The sequence below is a fragment of the Eubacterium segne genome (genome assembly GCF_014287775.1).
Taxonomy (GTDB): domain Bacteria; phylum Bacillota; class Clostridia; order Lachnospirales; family Lachnospiraceae; genus Eubacterium_G; species Eubacterium_G segne.
Window position 1 is genome coordinate 186,056 of the sequence record NZ_JACOOZ010000002.1, and the last position, 20,157, is coordinate 206,212.

Consider the following 20,157-nt stretch of genomic DNA (forward strand, 5'->3'; position numbering starts at 1 on the left):
TATTCTATTTTTATGTTAAAATAGATTGTCATATTGTGTTTTTTTATGACAATTACTTAATTTTAATTTTAAAAAAAGGAGGGAAAATATATTGCTATTAAATGAAAATTCATTTGAGACTGAAGATAAGCTTACGGCACAAATTGAAAGGTACGCTGACCGTTGCGTAAACAATTCCTGCATAGATCCAAGTCTCTATGATGTATATAACGTTAAAAGAGGTTTACGTGAAAAAGGTGGAAAAGGTGTTCTTACCGGTCTTACTGAAATAGGTGATGTTCATTCATTTGAGGTGGTTGACGGTGTTACGGTTCCATGCGAGGGACAGCTGTTCTACCGTGGAATGAATATAGAAGATATTGTTAATGGATTTATTGCTGAGGACAGATTCGGATTTGAGGAAGTAACTTACCTGTTATTATTTGGCGAACTACCTAATGCAAAACGCCTTGAAAATTTCAATAATGTTCTTGCTTCATTTTGTAATCTTCCTTCATCCTTTGTAAGAGACATTGTTATGAAGGCTACAAGCAAGGATATGATGAATCTTTTGGCACGATGTGTATTGTCCCTGTATTCATGGGACGATAACCCTGATGATACTTCCATTCCAAACGTTTTACGTCAGAGTTTAAGTCTTATAGCAAGAGTTCCTCTTATTTCAGTATATGGATATCAGTCAATGAGGCATTATCACTATCATGATAATCTTCACATTATAAATCCTGACCCTAAGCTATCAACAGCTGAAAATATCTTAAGACTTTTAAGACCCGACAGCTCCTATACTAATTTGGAAGCTAAAATTTTGGATTTGGCACTTGTTCTTCATGCAGAACATGGCGGTGGTAATAACTCAACCTTTACTAACCATGTTGTATCTTCATCAGGAACAGATACATACTCAGCAATTGCCGCCTCTCTTTGTTCCTTAAAGGGTCCAAGACACGGTGGTGCTAATGTTAAGGTTAAGAAAATGTTTGATAACATGAAAGAAACTGTTAATGACTGGAACGACGATGATGAGGTTAAAAATTATCTTAAGGGTATCTTAGATAAACGTCTCTTTGACCAGTCAGGATTAATATATGGTATTGGTCATGCTGTTTATGCCATATCAGACCCAAGAGCCAAACTTTTGAAGAGTTTCACAAAAAAACTTGCCGAAGAAAAGAATCTTATGGACGAGTATCATCTTTATGAAAATGTTGAACGTCTTGCCCCTGAGGTTATTTCAAAGGCTCACAACAGAAAGAAAAGTGTTAGTGCCAACGTAGATTTCTACAGTGGATTTGTATATTCGATGTTAGGTTTACCTGATGAATTATATACCCCAATGTTTGCTGCCGCCAGAATGGCAGGTTGGAGTGCACACCGTATTGAAGAAATCATTAATGCCGGAAAGATTATCCGTCCGGCTTACAAGAACGTGGCAAAACCTACGGCATATGTACCACTTAACAAGCGATAAACAAAATATGACTTTAAATAATATACATTTTTAAATAAAACAAAGGCAGTTAGTTTAAGCAAATTGTTCATTCTAACTGCCTTTATTCTTTCAGATTTAATTTTCAGCAAATCTGAATTTCTCTATTTTTAAAAGAATTTCTTCTTTCTCTTCTTCTCAGTTCCTCCCGGTTTTGCATCGTCAAACTCATGAAGTGTATTGCCTGAGATTTCATCAAATTTCTTAAGAAGCTCTTTTTGTTCTGAATTTAAGTGAGTAGGAACGTCTACCACAAGAGTTGAATACTGGTCTCCCTTTGTATTCTGATTGTGTACATTGCAAACGCCCTTTCCCTTAAGTCTGATACGTGTTCCTGTTTGTGTACCCGGCTTAATGTTAAATTTAACATCACCATCTATGGTTTTGACACGAATATCTCCACCTAATGCTGCCTGTGCATATGATATACGGGTATTGTTATACAAATTCATACCATCACGCTCAAAGTTTGCACTTGGAGATACACGAACATCAACTAACAAATCACCTCTTGGACCACCGTTTGTACCCGGTTCCCCTTCACCTGTTTTACGGATTCTCTGCATATCATCAATACCTGCAGGAATATCAATAGTAACTTTCTTCTTCGTCTGTTTATATCCATTGCCATAGCAATCAGGACATTTTTCCTTGATAATTTTACCTGTTCCGCGACAATCAGGACATACCTGAGTACTTTGCATCATACCAAACATAGTCTGCTGACGTGAAACATACTGACCCTGACCATTACATTTAGGACACTTTTCAGGAGAAGTTCCAGGCTTTGCACCTGTTCCGTTACAGGTTTTACATATTTCCTTGTAATTAATTGTAACTTCCTTCTTGCATCCAAATACAGCCTCTTCAAAAGTAATTCGGATACCACATCTCACATCGGCTCCACGCATTGGACCGTTATTGCTTCTTGAACGTCCACGGCTTCCACCTCCGAAAATATCACCAAAGATATCACCGAATCCACCGAAAATATCACCGAAATCCATATTGTTAAAGTCAAAGCCACCTGCTCCGCCACTGCCATCAAAAGCCGCATGACCAAACTGGTCGTACTGCTTTCTCTTTTCATCATCAGATAACACCGCATATGCTTCTGATGCTTCCTTGAACTTTGCAGCTGCCTCTTCATTTCCCGGATTTGCATCAGGGTGATACTTTTTTGCCAGAGTTCTATATGCTTTTTTTATTGTGGCTGCATCAGCGTTCTTGTCAACGCCTAACACCTCATAATAATCTCTCTTATCTGCCATAATAATATACCTTCCATCGTTAAAAAATAGCGTATCTTATTTCGTGGGAAAACCCGTCCGTTTGAAACGGGCGGGATTCTCCGGTAATAAGGGGCATCACCCCATTATATTTTTAATTTATACTTCTGTGAAGTCTCCATCAACCACATCGTCATCATGTGGTGCGGCTCCACCTGCATTCATGTCAGGACCTGCACCCTGTGCTCCTGCAGCACCCTGTGCCTGTTCGTACATCTTCTGGAATAACTGCTGTGCTGAGTTCATTAATTTCTCTTTTCCAGCCTTTAATTCCTCAACCTGAGCCTCTGTAGGTTCATTAGCACCAATTGCAGAAACTGTGGCCTTTAATGCATCGATGTCAGCCTGAACTGCCTGCTTATCACCTTCTGCTAACTTATCACCGGCTTCGCTCATTGCCTGTTCTGTCTGAGTAATGATAGCTTCAGCGTCATTCTTTGCATCAATTGCTTCCTTACGTTTCTTATCAGCTGCTTCATATTCAGCTGCTTCCTTAACTGCCTTATCAATATCTTCATCTGACATATTTGATCCGGCTGTAATTGTAATGTGCTGTTCCTTGCCTGTTCCAAGGTCTTTAGCTGATACATTAACAATACCGTTTGCATCAATATCAAATGTAACCTCAATCTGTGGAACACCTCTTCTTGCTGGAGGAATTCCATCAAGTCTGAACTGTCCAAGGGACTTGTTATCTCTTGCGAACTGTCTCTCACCCTGTACTACGTTAATATCAACTGCTGTCTGGTTATCTGCTGCTGTTGAGAAAATCTGGCTCTTCTTTGTAGGAATAGTTGTATTTCTCTCAATAAGTCTTGTAGCAACACCCCCCATTGTTTCAATTGATAATGAAAGTGGAGTAACATCAAGAAGAAGAATATCACCGGCACCTGCGTCACCTGCTAATTTACCACCCTGAATTGAGGCACCAATAGCTACACATTCATCAGGATTCATCTTCTTTGATGGCTCGTGACCTGTTAACTGTTTAACCTTATCCTGAACAGCCGGGATTCTTGTAGAACCACCAACTAATAATACTTTGCTAAGCTCTGAAGCTGTAATTCCTGCATCCTTTAACGCATTCTGTACAGGAATAGCTGTTCTCTCAACTAAGTCTCTTGTAAGTTCATCAAACTTAGCCTTTGTAAGAGTCATGTTAAGATGCTGTGGTCCCTGCTCATTAGCTGTAATGAATGGGATGTTAATTTCAACCTGTGTAGATGATGAAAGTTTCTTCTTAGCATCTTCTGCTTCAGCTTTAATTCTTTCCATAGCCATCTTATCATTTGAAAGGTCAATACCTGTTTTTGACTTAAAGTCAGCTACCATATAATCCATAACCTTCTTATCAAAGTCATCACCACCAAGCTTATTATCACCGTTTGTTGCTAAAACTTCGATAACGCCATCACCGATTTCGATAACAGATACATCAAATGTTCCACCACCTAAATCGTATACCATAATCTTTTGTTCTTTTTCATTATCAAGACCATAAGCCAAAGCTGCTGCTGTAGGCTCGTTGATAATTCTCTTAACATCAAGACCTGCAATCTTACCTGCATCCTTTGTAGCCTGTCTCTGAGCATCATTGAAATATGCCGGAACAGTTATAACTGCTTCTGTAACTTTTTCACCAAGATAGCTTTCTGCATCAGCTTTCAACTTCTGAAGAATCATAGCTGAAATAGCCTGTGGTGTATAAGACTTGTCGTTAATAGTAACTTTATAATCTGTACCCATATGTCTCTTAATTGATGATACTGTACCTTCTGCATTAGTTACTGCCTGACGTTTAGCCTGCTCACCAACTAATCTTTCACCATCTTTTTTAAAAGCAACTACTGAAGGAGTTGTTCTTGCTCCATCTGCATTTGTTATAACTGTAGGTTCTCCACCTTCCATAACAGCTACACATGAGTTTGTTGTTCCTAAATCAATACCAATAATCTTTCCCATTTTATTTTCCTCCTAAAATAACATAAAACTTTAGTTAATTTGCAACTTTTACCATACTGTGTCTAATAACAGTATCTCTATATTTATAGCCTTTCTGCAGTTCCTGAGAAACAATGTTTTCACCAAGTTCATCGTTTTCCTCATGCATTACTGCATTGTGAAGGTCAGAGTCAAATTCCTTTCCTTCGGCTTCAATAGCTGTAACTCCCATTTCATCAAGAGTTGAAAGTAATTGTTTATAAATAAGATTCATTCCCTGTCCTACAGGTGACTCTAAATCTTCTTCACTAAGTGCTGCAACTCCTCTTTCAAAGTTGTCTACTATAGGAAGTATCTTCTCTATAATAGATTTGGCACCTGTTTCAAACATTGCTGCCTTTTCCTTTTCGCTTCGGCTTCTGAAGTTTTGGAACTCTGCAAATAATCTCTGGTACTTATCATTAAGTTCCTCTATCTGCTGGTCTTTTTTGTCCTTCTTCTTTAAGCCACGCTTTTTTTTCTTATCAGGATTTTCATTCTTGTCTGATGCCTCCTGTTTTTCCTCTGCCACATCCTGTGATTTTGCATCCTGTGACTTTTCTTCTTTTTTAGATTCTTCCTTTACTTTCTCTGTAGTTTCTTCATTTGCCACATCTTTTTCAAGGTTCTCATCTAAATCTTTATTTTCCTTTTGCATCGGATAATCATCCTTTCTTAAAACTTTATACTAATTATCATCTTTAAAAGTCTCACTTAACTGTTCTTTAACAGTTCTTAAAGTTTCAACAACCTTTTCGTAGTCCATTCGCTTCGGTCCTATAATACCGATAGTTCCTTTAAATCCATCTTCAAGCTCGTATGTTGCCGTGACAACGCTACAATCCTTCATGGACTTAACCGGGCTCTCACTACCTATATATACCTGAATGCCTGTTTCCTCATCACTTTCATTAATAAGTTCTGTCAGCTGTGACTTTTCTTCTAATGTTGTAAGTAACTGGCTGGCTCTTTCCTTATCACTAAGCTCAGGATATTTAAAAATATTAGTGGCACCTGATGTGTAAATCTTCATCTGTGCCTCTGTAGCAATAGCTTCCGTAATGGTCTTTAACACTTCATTAACCAATCCCTCAAGTTCTCCTGCCTGAGATGTTAATGTGGAAATAACTCCTAAGTTGATTTCCTCTAATGACAAACCTGCCAAAACAGTGTTAAGTGCCACATTCAATCTCACTATCATTTCCTGACTAATCTGCTGTGTAGTCTTTATAATTCTGTTAACTACGTGATTCTTGTCAGAAACAACAGTGCATAACAACTGATTTTCATCAATTACTGATAATTGAACAAACTTGATTTTATTCTCCTGAGACTTCGGTGCGGATACCATGGTGGCATAATTGGTATTATTTGCTAATACCTTTGCCATATTTTGAAGTAATGTCTCAACCTTATCAACCTTCTCAATTAACAAATCTTCTTTTTCAGTTACCTTCTTTTCTCTTTCATCTAACTCAGACATCTTATCCTTTAAGATATTGTCCACATAAAATCTGTAACCCTTATCTGTAGGAATACGTCCTGCCGATGTATGGGGCTGGATAATGTATCCCATCTCTTCTAAGTCAGACATTTCATTTCTAATGGTAGCTGAACTTAAATTCAAATCAGTGTTCTTGGAAATGGTTCTGGAACCTACCGGCTCGCCTGTTTCTAAGTAGCTTCTGATGATAGCATCTAAAATCTTTTCTTTTCTATCACTAAGTTCCATAAGCATCTCCTTTCTTTGATTTATTAGCACTCATTAGTTTCGAGTGCTAATATTTCATCTGACACTAAAATATCACTATCAAAGTACTTTGTCAACAATTTTATTAAAAAAGATTTGTTAATAAATTGTAAACATTTTTAACGCCACTATTTTAAGTTTTTCTTCTATTATAATAATGCACATTACCAATATATCTTAAAACTATAAAATTAATTTATATTTTTATATTGATTGTAGTGGAATCATGTGTTATTCTACTACCTATTGCAATTAATTATTGTGATTATTTTATACAGTTATTTATTGCTGTTTTTATTTAAATTATTTAATGAGATGAGGTTATTTTAATGGTTGCGGAAGGAAAACAGACTTTTAGAACAAAATATTTTGGCGACAAAGCTTTTTACAAAATGATTATGGCTATTGCACTGCCTATTGTTATTCAAAATCTTCTTACTAACTTTGTTGCTATGCTTGATAATGTAATGGTAGGAAAAATCGGAACAGACCAGATGACCGGTGTTGCCATTATTAACCAGTTATTTTTTGTGTTTAATCTGGCAGTTTTTGGTGGAATGTCCGGAGCGGGAATTTTTTCTGCCCAATATTTCGGTCAGAATAATCATAATGGTGCCAGAAATGTATTTAGAATGAAATTAATTATAGGAATATTTATTATTGCCATAAGCATGTGTGTTTTAATTATTCTCCACGAACCTTTAATTAATATGTTCCTGCATGAAGGTGGGGCTTCCGGAAATATCCATGCTACATTTAAATATGCCAGGGATTATCTATACATCATGCTTTTTAGTATTATTCCTTTTGTAGTGGCAAATTGCTATAGCACAACCCTTAAGGAAGCCGGTCAAACCATGGTTCCTATGATAGCAGGACTTTTAGCCGTTATTGTTGACTTTGTTTTCAATGCTCTTTTAATATTCGGTTTACTTGGTTTTCCAAAACTGGGAGTCATAGGTGCTGCCATTGCAACAGTTATGTCAAGATTTGTTGAATGTGGATATCTTATAATTTATACCTACAGACACAGTGATAAATATAGGTTTATTAAAGGTGTTTATAGCAATTTGCATGTGCCTTCCTCTCTTGTAAAAAAGATTCTTTTACGCGGTACTCCCTTATTATTTAACGAATTGCTTTGGGCCGCCGGAATAACAATGCAGACACAGGCACTTTCTACCAGAGGACTTTCGGCCATAGCCGGGCTTAATATTTCCAACACTCTTAATAATGTAGTTAATACATTTTTCTTAACAATGGGCATTGCCATTTCTATTGTTATTGGTCAGTTAATTGGTGCCGGCAAGCTAAAAGAGGCTAAGGAAACGGATACGAAGATGATCACTTTTTCTTTAATGATTTCTCTTGGAGTATCTGCCCTGTTGCTTATTGCAGCACCTTTGTTCCCACGTATATATAACACAACCGGAGAAATACGTTATCTTGCCACAAGATTTATTTTGGTATATGTTCTTGCCACACCATTTAACGCCTTTACCAATGCGGCGTACTTTACTCTTAGAAGTGGTGGCAAAACGGTTATGACTTTTATTTTTGACAGTGGTTTTATATGGGCGGTAAATGTACCTGTGGCAATGCTACTGGCACATTTCACTAATCTGCCGATTGTGTGGATGTTCTTTATTATAAGTATGCTTGATGCCATTAAATCTGTTGTGGGATTTATTCTTGTGAAAAAAGGCGATTGGCTAAATATAATTGTGGAGTAGGAAACCGGGGCGGTGAAATTTCATTTTTGTAATTTCACCTGCCCTGCCTATCTCCACAGCTATTCCGAAATTTCAATTTCAAACAATTCTTCTCCTGCCTGTACTGCACCTTCTTTTAGAAGTTTTATAGTCATCCTGTTATTCATATCAGTGCACAAAACCGGTGATACAATGGATGGAGCATTTTTCTTCAAATATTCCAAATCAAGTTTCATAAGAGTGTCTCCATATTTTACTTTGTCTCCGGCTCTTACAAACACATCGAATCCTTTTCCTCCTAACTTTACTGTATCAATTCCCACATGAATAATATAATTTAATCCATTTGAATCCTTTATTCCTATGGCATGCTTAGAATCAAAGACAAATGTCACTTCTCCATCTACCGGTGCCTTGACTATCGGTGCCCTTGGTGTCACCGCAGCACCATCCCCCATCATTTTTGAAGCAAAAGCCTCATCAGGCACATTTTCAATTTTATCCGCAAATCCGGTAATTGGACTTAAAACAAGAATCTTTTTCCCTCCGGATGTAATACTTGTTTCTTTCCTCGTAATACCATTCCCATTATTCTCATTACTTTCCATGGTACCATTCTTATTCCTCTCTATGGTATCATTCTCATTATTTTCTCTGATACTATCCTTATGGTTCTCCCTTAAAGCCTCCGTTTCTTTTCCTATGGTATCTGCTAAGTCACTTTCTAAAAATTCCTCAAAATCAGATTTTATTACCGTGACTTTTGGCCCGTATATTATTTGCACCCCATTGCCTTTGTGAACAACCCCTGATGCACCTGTCATTCTCAGAACTGAATCATTTACCAAATTGGCATTAAAAACCGTACACCTTAACCTTGTAGCACAGCAATCCACATCTGAAATATTGTCTTTTCCACCTAAGCCTTTGCAAATGGCAATAGACAATTCATTAGCGATTGCTTCTTTAGAGCCATCTCCCTCGTCACTTCCTGCTGAGCTGCCTGATTTACTTCCTGCTACACCATCGGATTCACTTACTGCTGTATCTCCCAAATCAGTTCCTGAGCTGCCTTTCTTTTTCGCATCCACATCACTTCGTTTATATAATTTAACCTCGTCATCATCAAATCTTCCGGGAGTTCTTAAATTAAGTTTTTTAATAAGGAAACTAAATAAGAAATAATAAATTATGAAATAAAACACTCCTACAATAACAACCCATATCCAGTTTGTTTTGGCATTTCCCTGTAAAATACCAAAAAGGAAAAGGTCAATAAGTCCCCCTGAAAAAGTCATTCCTACTCCAACATTAAAGAAATGCATTAATGCGTAAGCTAAGCCGGCAAAAACGCAATGTATTCCATACAAAAGAGGCGCTACAAATAAAAATGTGAACTCTAAAGGCTCAGTGATACCTGTAACCATTGACGTCAGTGCTGCTGAAAGTAAAAGTCCATATACAAGTTTTCTTTTTCCGGGCTGTGCCGTGCGATACATGGCAAGAGCTGCCCCGGGAAGTCCGAAAATCATAAGTGGAAATTTTCCTGACATAAATCTTGTAGCCGAAACTGCAAAATGAGTTACTCCTGAATCTGCCAACTGTGCAAAGAAAATGTTTTGGGCACCTTCAACAATACGCCCTCCAACTTCCATTGTTCCCCCAACAGCAGTCTGCCAGAAAGGAATATAAAATACATGATGCAGTCCAAAGGGAATTAACAATCTTTCCATAAATCCGTAAACCCATGTTCCGATGTATCCTGAATTAAGTACAACATTTCCTACTGAGTTTATTCCTATTTGGATCGGTGGCCAGATAAAATACATCAATATTCCCACCAAAGTGTAAACAAGTGCACTTATAATAGGTACAAATCTCGTTCCTCCGAAAAACGATAAAACCTGAGGAAGTTCAATTCGATAAAACCTGTTGTGAAGTGCCGCCACTCCCAGACCAACAACAATTCCACCGAAAACACCCATTTGCAGTGATGTAATTCCGCATACATCAGCCACTGCCCCCTGAAGCATATTTTCAATTCCACCATTTATAGATATAAGAGCACTAATTGATGCATGCATAATAAAAAACGCAATTACCGCAGACAGCGCCGCAACTTCTTTCTCCTTTTTTGCCATGCCTATGGCTACCCCAATGGCAAACAAAATAGGCAGGTTAGAGAACACAATATTTCCGGCATCATTCATAACCTGAAAGATTCCGTGAAAAACTGTCCCCTGCCCCATGATTCCTTCTAATCCATATGTTTTAAGAGTGGTTTCATTAGTAAATGAGCCACCTATTCCAAGAAGTAAACCTGCTACCGGCAATATGGCTATAGGAAGCATAAAAGACCTGCCTACACGTTGTAATACACCAAAAATTCTGTCTTTCATATGACTCTCCTTTTTTTATTATTCAACATTATTTTGAACCAAAAAAGGAAAATCATACCCGATTTTTGCCAATTACATTTCTAAAAACTTTTTAATATTTTCAATATGCTGTAATCCTTCTTTTCTACCGGTCTCGTACAAAGCCTTTAACTTTTCCGGATCAGTCTCTGTCCTTTTAATTTTAATAGGATTATTTGGACGGATTACATATACCTGCTTTTTCTTCTCCATTTCCCTGATATCGTCAAGAGTTTTGTTGTACATTTCATGTCTTATTTCCATATCATGCACTAAATTAGGGTACTTCTTTCCCATTTTTAACTTAATTAAAGGAAGAGCACTGCTTTTTTTCTTCCGATAACCATCATGCTGGGTAAGAATAATAACATTTCTGTCATATCCCATTTTCTGAAACTCATGAATAGGAATAGGATCAGCAATTCCGCCGTCTAACATCTTTTGTCCGTCTATTTCAACTATATTAGATACCAGAGGCATAGATGCAGATGCACGATACCATTCAACATCCACCCTGTCTCCATTAGGGCATTTGTGATAAACCGGCTTTCCTGTTTCAATATCTGTTGCCACGGCGTAAAACTCCATTGGATTTTCCTGATATGTTTTTATGTCAAAAACATCTAATTTTTCCGGCAACTGCCTGTAACAGAAATCTGCTCCATACAAATCACCGGTTTTTATCAGAGATCTTATTCCCACATATCGGGGATCTTTGGAATATTTTAAATTGTACCTGATGGTACGACCAATCTGCTTTGATTTGAAATTACAGCCAAAAGTAGCACCTGCTGAAACTCCTATGGTTCCGTCCACAGTAATATTATTTTCCATCATTACATCCAGAACACCTGCAGTATACATACCACGCATGGCTCCGCCTTCTAATACAAGTCCCGTTTTCATAACCGTCTCCTTCTTGTCAAATTGGTTCTTTGCCTACTAAGTAGTCATTTACATATTAATAGTTTTCAGGTTTTACCTGGAAATAAGACTGTGGATGTGCACAGACAGGGCAAACTTCCGGTGCCTTTTTACCGATAACAATATGTCCACAGTTTAAGCACTGCCATACGCAATCTCCATCCTTTGAAAATACCAAATCACCTTCAATATTTTCCAGTAATTTCTTGTATCTTTCTTCATGTTCTTTTTCAATTTTTGCAACACCGTCAAACAAATCTGCGATTTCGTTAAAGCCTTCTTCTCTTGCTTCCTTGGCAAACTCTGCATACATATCTGTCCACTCGTAATTTTCACCTGCAGCCGCATCCTTTAAATTCTCTACAGTTGATGGAATTGCTCCGCCATGTAATAATTTAAACCAGATTTTTGCATGTTCCTTTTCATTAGCTGCTGTTTCTTCAAAAATATTTGCAATCTGAACATATCCATCCTTTTTTGCCTTTGATGCGTAATATGTGTACTTATTTCTTGCCTGTGACTCTCCTGCAAATGCAGCCATTAAATTTGCCTCTGTTCTTGATCCTTTTAACTCCATAGTATTTCCTCCTAATATTTTAGATGTGCCCAACGACACACCTTATTTTTATGAGAATGCCCCAAACTCCTGTATTTCTAATTAATTTCAGGCATTCCACATTATATGGTTATCCCACATTTTATTTTTATGCATATTCTGCATGTTTTCTAAATAATATAAAACCAGCTTTCATCCTGCTCTAAATCAGTTATTTCAATGCCTGAAGCCTCTTTTTTGTTTTTTCCGGTTTTGTAATTTAACTCCTGATTTTTGATGCTTACCCTGGTTTCCGGTGCAATGGAACTGGTGATAAATGCGTTACTTCCTATTACTGAATTTCTTCCTATTACAGTTTCACCTCCAAGTACCGAAGCCCCTGAATAAATAGTAACGTTATCCTCAATAGTCGGATGCCTCTTTACACCCTTTAATTTCTGACCGCCTCTTGTAGACAGGGCACCAATGGTTACTCCCTGATACACCTTTACATTATCACCAATGATAGTTGTTTCTCCCACAACTATTCCTGTTCCATGATCCATAAAGAAATATTTTCCAATAGTTGCTCCCGGATGAATGTCTATTCCGGTCTGACTGTGAGCATGTTCAGTCATAATTCTTGGAATAAGTGGTACCGACAGTTTAAAAAGTTCATGGGCAATACGGTTTATGGTAATAGTGTATAATCCCGGATAAGACAAAATTATCTCATTTCTGTTAAATGCCGCTGGGTCACCATCAAAAGCCGCCTGAACATCTGTCTCTGTATACTCTCTTATCAAAGGAATCTTTTTGAAAAACTCTAATGTAATCTTTTCAGCTTTTTCAGCCATTTCGTCTTCGTTTGCATTCTGATTTTCCGGCAACTGCCTAAGAGCTATGGCAATTTGTTTATTCAAATTAAACATAACATCTTCTAACAAAACCGTAAGTCTGCTGTTTAAATTATAAAATCTATAGGTTTTTTCCCTGAAGAATCCCGGAAAGACAATTTTCAACATCTTATCTAATATATCAACTATAACCTCCGTATCCGGTTGGTCAAAAAGTTCAATCTGATTGATTGTTCTGTCATCCTTATAGTCTTCCAACAATTCTCCAACAATATTCCTAATTTCTTCTTCACGTCCGTCTCTCATATATTTAACTCCTCGACTTAAGTTACTTTTATATAATACTAGCACAATTTTTGAAATATGTGTAACTCTTTTTTAGGTTATGTGTCAGGCTCGATGTTAGTTTCAATGGCAAGTTAGGATTCGTGCCGGGAATTAATCATGAAATTGTTGTTTTCCCGGTTTGTTTCTTTGGTTTCAGCCGGGGAAGAAACAATTCGTGCCAGGAATTCGTTATGAAATCCTTCTTTTCCCGGTTTGTTTCTTTGGTTTCAACCGGGTAAGAGGTGATTTATGCCGGGAATTCATTATGAAATCTTTCTTTTACCGGTTTGTTTCTTTGGTTTTAGCCGGGGAAGGGGCGATTCATGCCAGGAATTCATTATGAAATCCTTCTTTTCCCGGTTTGTTTCTTTGGTTTCAGCCGGGTAAGAGGTGATTCATGCCGGGAATTCATTATGAAATCTTTCTTTTCCCGGTTTGTTTCTTTGGTTTCAACCGGGTAAGAGGTGATTCATGCCGGGAATTCATTATGAAATCCTTCTTTTCCCGGTTTGTTTCTTTGGTTTCAGCCGGGTAAGAGGTGATTCATGCCGGGAATTCATTATGAAATCTTTCTTTTCCCGGTTTGTTTCTTTAGTTCAAGTCGGGGAAGGGGCGATTTCTAAATGATTCCATCAAAATAACCCCAACGTCAAAAAAATCCAACGCCCAATAACCACAATGTCCAAAAAATTTTGGCTGAAGTAGAAATAAACTTTTCACTTCAACAAAAAATTTCAACATTTTTTGATTTAGTTGTAGACATATTTTTTATTAGTGATAGAATAAAGTGATATTTATCGGAAGGGGGCAAAACAGGGAGTTTTTTCGGGTATTTCACTTGGTATCTAACCTCATACTTTGTAATGTATCTCCCTGTTGTTTTTACAAAAATTTATGGGACAAGTTACTATCGATAACCGTGCTTTTTATAAGCAGATTCTGGTACTGGGAGCGCCTGTTGCTCTACAGAACTTTTTTCAGGCATTAGTTAATATGCTTGATGTTTTTATGATTGGACAGCTAGGTGCTGCCGAGGTTACTGCCGTAGCCATGGGAAGTGGCTGGATTGGACTTTTGTTCTATCTTTTTAATGGAATAACTGCCACAGGCGGCGTTTTTATATCCCAATATTGGGGAAAGAAAGATACCAGGTCTATTCATCATTATATGGGACTGATGTTTATATTAAACCTGACGTTTTCCATTATATTCGCCATATTTACGGCATTATTTTCGGATACGATTATGTTGCTTTACTCGAAGGACCCTGAGGTTATAGCCCTTGGAAGTTCTTATATGAAAATAATGAGTATTTCATGTGTCCTTATCGGACTTATAAATGTATGTTCCATATCTTTAGTAAGCACGGAAAAAACATTTATAACAATGTTTGGAACAATTATTTCTCTTTCAACAAATACAATTTTTAACTACATACTTATATTTGGAAATTTTGGTGCTCCAAAGCTTGGAGTCCGGGGTGCTGCCATAGGTACAATCATCGCCCTTACCCTTGAGCTTCTGTTTTTATATGGCGTATCCATTATAAAGAAGTTTCCGATTTGTGCACCGATAAAAGAATATTTCCAGTTTTCCTTTAGTGATGTAAAAAAATACTTTCACTACGGAACATTTCTTATTATGTGTGAGGTTGTATTTGCCATTGGAAATAACATTTACAATATCGGATACAAATACACCGGAACTGCATCCCAGGCGGCTTTGCAGATTGTAAACACCTTTACCCAGTTAGCAATGATTCTATCTCAGGGAATTGGAACTGCTGCCGGAATTATGCTTGGTAAATTATTGGGTGAAAATAAATTAGAGTTGGTAAAGGCCTACAGCAGACGATTTATGGTTCTTATACCGGCAGTTGCATTTGTTCTGGGAGTAATTATAGCATTATTCTCACCACTGCTTCTTAGTATGTTTAATGTAGGCGAGGAATCCTTAGGCTATGCTCAAAAAATGATGGTTATTTTTGCTTTGACCATGCCATTTAGGGCAGAGAACTTTGCCATTGTAGCAGGTATTTTAAGAAGCGGCGGAGACAGTCTGTATTGCTTCTTGGCAAACTTTGTGGGCAACTGGCTGGTGGGAATTCCTATGGTATTCCTTGGTGCAGTTGGACTTCATCTTCCGGTATACTGGGTTTACCTGATGGTTTCCGCTGATGAATTAGGAAAAATGGTTGTAGGAATGCCTAGGGCATTGTCCTACAAATGGGTAAAAAATATCACATAATTAAATAAATTATGTTGCACTCTAAAATAAAAAAGTGAATCAAATCTTTTTTCATTTAAATAAGCTGTCGCCAATTCGACAGCTTATTTTTACATATCCATAATAATTTCTCTTGCTACACTTTCTTCAACCTGTGTTGCATAAACTCCCGGCGAGAACTCAACAATAGCTCCGATTCCATTTTGAATAACAAAACGTAATTTTCCATCCTTAACTTTTTTATCAGTATAAAGCTTCTTTACTAAAGCTTCCCTGTCTATGTAATCAGGAATTTCTGTTGGAAGCTGTGCCTTTTGATATAGGTTTATAACCCTTGTTCTCTCTTCCTCTGTAACATATCCCATTTTCTTTGCCAGATTTACCTCTGCCACCATGCCTATAGCCAATGCTTCACCGTGAAGAAGCCGGTAATCGCTTACAGTTTCAATTGCCCTGCCAACGGTATGACCTAAATTAAGGACCTCCCTAAGTCCGCTTTCCCTTTCATCCTTCATTACAACATGATATTTTATACTGCAATTTTCCTCTGCAACCTTTTCGCAAACATCTTTATCCACAGCCATTATTTTATCAATATTCTTCTCTAAATATTCAAAGAAATCACTGCTGGCTAAACATGCATGCTTTATGGTTTCTGCCAAGCCACTGGATAACTGTCTCTTTGGAAGAGTCTTCCATGCGGCAATATCAATGTAAACCTTTTGAGGTTGGTTAAACATTCCAATAAGGTTTGTAGCAAGAGGAGTATCTACTGCGGTTTTGCCTCCAACTGATGCATCAGCAGAAGCAAGTAATGTGGTGGCATAATTTATAAAAGGTACGCCTCTTCCATAGGTTCCTGCCACAAAGCCTGCCAAGTCCGTAACCACTCCGCCGCCTACTGCTATAATACAGCAATCTCTGCGGTATCCCTTTGAAAGCATTGTATCTTCCACATACTCCTTTGTCTCTCTTGTTTTACTTTTTTCACCGGCTTCAAAAACAATCAAATCTGTCTTAAATCCTGCTGTTTCAATTAACTTATGTATTTTTTCACCATATAAATCCTTAACCACAGAATCTGTTACAACTACATATTTCTTTATATTCCCTACAAGGCCGGCTTTTAAATCTAAAATTAACTTTTCTTCCAAAGAAAAACCAATTTCAATATCATAACTGTCATCCACTACCTTTTTTAATTCTACGTTAAATGTACTCATATTTGTCCTTTCCTAAAACGCCCTAACATAGCTTTGTCAAACGTCTAACGTAATTTTCTCTATTGGTGCTTTGCAAAATGCTCTGATATAATGTAATCTTTAGTTCTTTGTCTTTTTCTTCTGCTGCATTGCAACTATTTTAAGCAGACTCTGCTTTGGCAAAAGTTTTTGTCCCATTACGCATATTTTCATTTTTAATGAAGGTACAATAATAACCTTTCTCTTTTTCATTCCCATTAAGGCTTCCTTAACACAGCATTTAGGAGTAATTCCTTTAAGGGCAAAAACAACATCTGCCATTTCATTAAATTCCGTGTCTACAGGTCCGGGACACAGCGCCCCCACATAGATTTTACTGCCCTCTTCTTTTAATTCCTGTGCCACCGCCTGGGTAATGCTTGTAACATATGCCTTTGTAGCATAATATGTCGCCATATAAGGCCCTGCCGGAAGAAGCCCTGCTGAGGAGGCTACGTTTAAAATTCTTCCATAACCCTGGAGTTTCATTTTTTGAAGGACTTTTTTAAATAAAATATGCATTGCCCTGATATTTACATTAATCATGGAAACTTCCTTTGCTAAATCCGTATCCTGAAAATTTCCACAGGTGCCAAAACCTGCATTATTTATAAAAACATTAATGTCCCTATGAGATATTTTTTCCCATAACTGATAACACTCCAATTCGTTAGACAAATCAGAGACAACAATCTCACAGGGAACTGAAAGTTCCGATGCCAATTTTTCCAGCCTGTCCTTTCTTCTTGCAGTAAGGATAAGGCTGTAGCCCATTCTGGCAAAAGCTCTGGCAAACTCCATTCCAATTCCGGAACTTGCACCTGTTATAACAGCTGTTTTTGTTTTCATGAAAAAACCTCCTTGCATAATATGTAGAACCTCTTCCCTGCGGTCAGAGGCATTTCGTCGGAAATATTTTTACACTAGAATGAAACAACTAATTCCATCTTGAATTTTTCTTCCCCAAAAACTGCATGAGGAACATCCTTTGGCATAATAAGTGATTCACCTTCTGTTAAGGTGAACACCTCTCCACCTACTGTAAAACGGCCTTTTCCGTCAAGTACAGTAACCATGGCATCTCCACCTGATGCATGAGTTGATATTTCCTCTCCCTTATCGAAAGAAAAAATGGTAACACTTACAAAATCGTTTTGAACCAAAGTCTTGCTAACAACCTGTCCATCCCGATATTCAACTAAATTCTTTAATAATATTTTTTCCTGTTTTGGAATATTCTTGTACAATTTGCCTCGTCCTTTCATAAAAGCCTATGGCTTAACCTATTTTTTAATTTTAACCTTTTTAGAAGTCCATCTACTATAATATACCTTTTTACCGACTTTTTTATAACATCTTACCTTTACATACAGAACTTTTTTGTTCTTTATTTTGCTACTTTTAACTGTAAAGACATTTTTCTTAACCTTCTTGGTTACGGTTTTTGATTTGGCATATTTCTTAGAACTTGAAATTTTAATTTCATATCCGCTTATGCCTTTTATCTTATTAAGGGATATTTTAACCTTGTTTGAAGCTAATTTTTTGCTGAATTTAGACACTTTTGTCTTTTTAACAGTCACTTTACCTACAGTGGTAGTTTGCTGTTTTTTAGTGGTAATATTTTCCCCTCCGGAAGTCTTTGTAGTGGTTTCCGGTTGCGTAGGAGCCACTGTTGTAGGCTTCTGTGTTGGAGCCACTGCCGTTGGTTCGCTCCCCGGCTCTGTTGCCGGCTGTGATGTTACAGGCTCGCTGCCAGGCTCTGTAGTTGGCTCTGCTGTCGGTGCCTCTGTGGTTGACTCTGTAGTTGGAGCTTCTGTTTCATCTTCCTTAATAAGCTTCACTGCTACATCAAAACTTCCAATAGCGTTTTTATCCTCAAATTTTGTATCAAGGAAATATACCTTATTAGCTTCAAGGTGATAACTGATAAAGAAATTGCTGTCATAATTTCCGTCAGAAAGTTCCCCTCTGTCATCATTTTCTAATAAGAGATTTTCATCTACATCATAGAGAGCTGCCCATGTATCTGTATCATCACCTATGGAATAAATATTATAATCTCCTGATTTAGCCGGAATAAATCTTAAACGGCTAGTCTGATTCTTTTCAACAACATTTACCGTGGTGTTCTTTCTTGTGGTTAAATCCTGTATATTTAACTGAGTTACCACTACAATATCATATGTTGTTGTTTTTCCTCCATACTCAACAGTAAGAGTTCTTCTTTCCACCTTGTCAGAGGCAAAGCCCTTAACTGAAAAGCCTGAACTTTTAATTGCACTGGTTCCGTCTACATAATTAACCTTTATTTCAAGACCTACACAATTAAATTTATCACCTATAGCAAATACAGTTTTCTTTGGATATTCTGATATTTCAATAGAACTAACCTTCTTCTCTGATAATTCACTAAACTGCAAATCATTTCTTTTAGCGTATGTATCTGCTGTAGATGCAGCATATCCGCAAATTGTAACGTTGCTATTATTTAAAATGTCATTTATCTTACATTCACTGTTTTCTATAGTTAATTTGCTTAATTTATCGCAGTTATAAAAAGCCATATAGCCGATTTCACTAACAGAGTTTTTAAGAACTACTTCTTCAAGATTTGCTGAATTGTAAAAGGCATTATCGTTTATGATGGTTGAGCCATCTATTGTTACTGATTTGTCCTCTCCTGCAATTGTATACTTAATAAGCTTCTTTAAATCCTTTGAATACAGACAGCCGTCCTTTGATGCATAATAGCCATTACCTGTGGCAACATCAAAGTTTTTAATTGACTTAGCACAATAAAAGGGTTCATATTCACCCATGCTTCTAAGTCCTGCCGGAATGGTTATGTTTTCAAGATTTTGACTGTAGTCAAAGGCATAGTCACCAAAACTTCTAACTGTTTCAGGAATTGAAAAATCTGTATTTTCCCTGTTTGCAGGATATATTAATAGTGTCTGCATATTTTTTGTGTACAAAACACCATCTGTTGACTTAAAATTTTCATTTTCATCATCTACTAGAATCTCTTTTAAACTTTGACAATTTTCAAACGCATATTCTCCTAAATTGGTAATGGTTTTTGGAAGACTAACACTTTCTAAAGCACTACTTCCAAGGAATCTTCTACTATTAATCTGTGTAATTCCCTCTTCGATAATAAGTTTTTTAAATGCTATTTCAGAAAAAGGTGAACTACTCACCGCTCCTTTACCACTAATTGTCAGTGTTTCACTGACACCGTCATAAGACCACTGTGCCTCACTTCCACAACTGCCTGATGTAGCGCTGTCAGCATAGACAGTGTTAGCACCGGTTGTAAAAACAGATGGTGCCGGGGAAAAAGCCATGGCAACTACCATTCCCCAGGTAACTATTTTCTTAAACTCTTTTCTCATAACCTTACTCTC

At 37.2% G+C, this 20,157-nt stretch carries 15 protein-coding genes; 3 read left to right on the forward strand and 12 right to left on the reverse strand.

The annotated features are described in order from the left end of the window. Positions 1–91: 91 nt before the first annotated feature. Positions 92–1,471 (forward strand): citrate/2-methylcitrate synthase, encoded by a 1,380-nt coding sequence (locus tag H8S00_RS03245; RefSeq protein ID WP_021953422.1) that lies wholly within the window; start codon positions 92–94, stop codon positions 1,469–1,471. Between the two features lie 128 nt (positions 1,472–1,599). Here H8S00_RS03245 and dnaJ read toward each other — a convergent pair whose 3' ends face one another. The 4 genes from dnaJ to hrcA all read right to left on the reverse strand — a co-directional run bounded on the left by dnaJ (position 1,600) and on the right by hrcA (position 6,490). After that, a complete protein-coding gene (dnaJ, locus tag H8S00_RS03250; protein ID WP_118588937.1) occupies positions 1,600–2,760 on the reverse strand; it encodes a molecular chaperone DnaJ in 1,161 nt (386 codons plus the stop codon). A gap of 117 nt (positions 2,761–2,877) precedes the next feature. Then, positions 2,878–4,740 carry a molecular chaperone DnaK gene (gene dnaK / locus H8S00_RS03255; protein ID WP_118588936.1) on the reverse strand — a complete coding sequence of 621 codons (1,863 nt, stop codon included), beginning with the start codon at positions 4,738–4,740 and terminating at the stop codon, positions 2,878–2,880. Between the two features lie 34 nt (positions 4,741–4,774). After that, positions 4,775–5,416, reverse strand: a complete 642-nt coding sequence (gene grpE / locus H8S00_RS03260) for a nucleotide exchange factor GrpE (RefSeq protein ID WP_118588935.1) — start codon at positions 5,414–5,416, stop codon at positions 4,775–4,777. A 30-nt stretch (positions 5,417–5,446) separates the two neighbouring features. Next, positions 5,447–6,490: a heat-inducible transcriptional repressor HrcA gene (gene hrcA, locus H8S00_RS03265; protein WP_118588934.1), complete on the reverse strand. Its 1,044-nt coding sequence runs from the start codon at positions 6,488–6,490 to the stop codon at positions 5,447–5,449. A 347-nt stretch (positions 6,491–6,837) separates the two neighbouring features. Between hrcA and H8S00_RS03270 the strand changes: the two genes are divergently transcribed. Beyond that, the gene (locus H8S00_RS03270; RefSeq protein ID WP_243053017.1) at positions 6,838–8,241 is read left to right on the forward strand and encodes an MATE family efflux transporter; all 1,404 of its coding nucleotides are present in this window, start codon (positions 6,838–6,840) and stop codon (positions 8,239–8,241) included. Between the two features lie 59 nt (positions 8,242–8,300). Here the strand turns inward: H8S00_RS03270 and H8S00_RS03275 are convergent, their stop codons facing one another. The 4 genes from H8S00_RS03275 to epsC form a co-directional block, all read right to left on the reverse strand. Next, positions 8,301–10,619, reverse strand: a complete 2,319-nt coding sequence (locus H8S00_RS03275) for a PTS sugar transporter subunit IIABC (RefSeq protein ID WP_186839984.1) — start codon at positions 10,617–10,619, stop codon at positions 8,301–8,303. A gap of 72 nt (positions 10,620–10,691) precedes the next feature. Continuing rightward, on the reverse strand, positions 10,692–11,543 hold the full coding sequence (locus tag H8S00_RS03280) for a patatin-like phospholipase family protein (RefSeq protein WP_021953429.1): 852 nt from the start codon (positions 11,541–11,543) through the stop codon (positions 10,692–10,694). A 55-nt stretch (positions 11,544–11,598) separates the two neighbouring features. Further along, on the reverse strand, positions 11,599–12,138 hold the full coding sequence (gene rbr, locus H8S00_RS03285; RefSeq protein ID WP_021953430.1) for a rubrerythrin: 540 nt from the start codon (positions 12,136–12,138) through the stop codon (positions 11,599–11,601). 149 nt (positions 12,139–12,287) lie between these two features. Next, the gene (epsC, locus tag H8S00_RS03290; protein ID WP_021953431.1) at positions 12,288–13,259 is read right to left on the reverse strand and encodes a serine O-acetyltransferase EpsC; all 972 of its coding nucleotides are present in this window, start codon (positions 13,257–13,259) and stop codon (positions 12,288–12,290) included. 915 nt (positions 13,260–14,174) lie between these two features. Between epsC and H8S00_RS03295 the strand changes: the two genes are divergently transcribed. Continuing rightward, positions 14,175–15,527 carry an MATE family efflux transporter gene (locus tag H8S00_RS03295; RefSeq protein ID WP_118588932.1) on the forward strand — a complete coding sequence of 451 codons (1,353 nt, stop codon included), beginning with the start codon at positions 14,175–14,177 and terminating at the stop codon, positions 15,525–15,527. Between the two features lie 89 nt (positions 15,528–15,616). On the opposite strand, the gene aroB is transcribed toward H8S00_RS03295, so the two are convergent. The 4 genes from aroB to H8S00_RS03315 all read right to left on the reverse strand — a co-directional run bounded on the left by aroB (position 15,617) and on the right by H8S00_RS03315 (position 20,145). Then, the gene (aroB, locus tag H8S00_RS03300; RefSeq protein WP_118588931.1) at positions 15,617–16,729 is read right to left on the reverse strand and encodes a 3-dehydroquinate synthase; all 1,113 of its coding nucleotides are present in this window, start codon (positions 16,727–16,729) and stop codon (positions 15,617–15,619) included. Between the two features lie 99 nt (positions 16,730–16,828). After that, positions 16,829–17,596: an SDR family NAD(P)-dependent oxidoreductase gene (locus H8S00_RS03305; RefSeq protein ID WP_118588930.1), complete on the reverse strand. Its 768-nt coding sequence runs from the start codon at positions 17,594–17,596 to the stop codon at positions 16,829–16,831. Between the two features lie 74 nt (positions 17,597–17,670). After that, positions 17,671–17,994: a cupin domain-containing protein gene (locus H8S00_RS03310; RefSeq protein ID WP_347497878.1), complete on the reverse strand. Its 324-nt coding sequence runs from the start codon at positions 17,992–17,994 to the stop codon at positions 17,671–17,673. Positions 17,995–18,030: 36 nt separating this feature from the next. Further along, positions 18,031–20,145 carry a leucine-rich repeat protein gene (locus H8S00_RS03315; RefSeq protein WP_118588928.1) on the reverse strand — a complete coding sequence of 705 codons (2,115 nt, stop codon included), beginning with the start codon at positions 20,143–20,145 and terminating at the stop codon, positions 18,031–18,033. Positions 20,146–20,157 lie beyond the last annotated feature (12 nt).

Coding starts and splice junctions, on each gene's coding strand:
- H8S00_RS03275 (WP_186839984.1), bottom strand. CDS start 10,619: ATGAAAGACAGAATTTTTGGTGTATTACAACGTGTAGGCAGGTCTTTT.
- H8S00_RS03305 (WP_118588930.1), bottom strand. CDS start 17,596: ATGAAAACAAAAACAGCTGTTATAACAGGTGCAAGTTCCGGAATTGGA.
- dnaK (WP_118588936.1), bottom strand. CDS start 4,740: ATGGGAAAGATTATTGGTATTGATTTAGGAACAACAAACTCATGTGTA.
- dnaJ (WP_118588937.1), bottom strand. CDS start 2,760: ATGGCAGATAAGAGAGATTATTATGAGGTGTTAGGCGTTGACAAGAAC.
- H8S00_RS03295 (WP_118588932.1), top strand. CDS start 14,175: ATGGGACAAGTTACTATCGATAACCGTGCTTTTTATAAGCAGATTCTG.
- aroB (WP_118588931.1), bottom strand. CDS start 16,729: ATGAGTACATTTAACGTAGAATTAAAAAAGGTAGTGGATGACAGTTAT.
- rbr (WP_021953430.1), bottom strand. CDS start 12,138: ATGGAGTTAAAAGGATCAAGAACAGAGGCAAATTTAATGGCTGCATTT.
- epsC (WP_021953431.1), bottom strand. CDS start 13,259: ATGAGAGACGGACGTGAAGAAGAAATTAGGAATATTGTTGGAGAATTG.
- H8S00_RS03280 (WP_021953429.1), bottom strand. CDS start 11,543: ATGAAAACGGGACTTGTATTAGAAGGCGGAGCCATGCGTGGTATGTAT.
- H8S00_RS03270 (WP_243053017.1), top strand. CDS start 6,838: ATGGTTGCGGAAGGAAAACAGACTTTTAGAACAAAATATTTTGGCGAC.
- hrcA (WP_118588934.1), bottom strand. CDS start 6,490: ATGGAACTTAGTGATAGAAAAGAAAAGATTTTAGATGCTATCATCAGA.
- H8S00_RS03315 (WP_118588928.1), bottom strand. CDS start 20,145: ATGAGAAAAGAGTTTAAGAAAATAGTTACCTGGGGAATGGTAGTTGCC.
- grpE (WP_118588935.1), bottom strand. CDS start 5,416: ATGCAAAAGGAAAATAAAGATTTAGATGAGAACCTTGAAAAAGATGTG.